This window comes from Chryseobacterium sp. SIMBA_029, assembly GCF_046535275.1.
Lineage (GTDB): Bacteria > Bacteroidota > Bacteroidia > Flavobacteriales > Weeksellaceae > Chryseobacterium.
On the sequence record NZ_JAWRXA010000413.1, the window covers coordinates 1 to 266 of the forward strand.

The window sequence follows — 266 nt, forward strand, 5'->3', positions numbered from 1 at the left end:
CTATCAAGAATCACCTCAGGAGTCAGCGCCTTGAGCCAGTAATCCACCCTGCGGCGGGATTTCCTCTTCGATTCATCCAGGACGGCAGCGGCCTTATCTCGGCTATGGACCGCCTGGCCATCGCCAAATGCACGCAACGTTTCCTCAGCAACACCGGAGGGCAAAAAGACATAATCTTCAACTTCATCGGCGCGCCTAGAAGCCACGCTAACCAGGCTAGCGGCTGACTGCATATCGGTCATTCCGTAGGATTTCCCTTCCTTGGG

The 266-nt window shown here is 55.6% G+C and carries 1 protein-coding gene; it reads right to left on the reverse strand.

Annotated elements, in window-relative coordinates; all coding sequences use genetic code 11:
• Positions 1–242 (reverse strand): hypothetical protein (locus SB679_RS24650; RefSeq protein ID WP_410704915.1); only part of this gene is annotated, 242 nt, incomplete at its 3' end.
• Positions 243–266 lie beyond the last annotated feature (24 nt).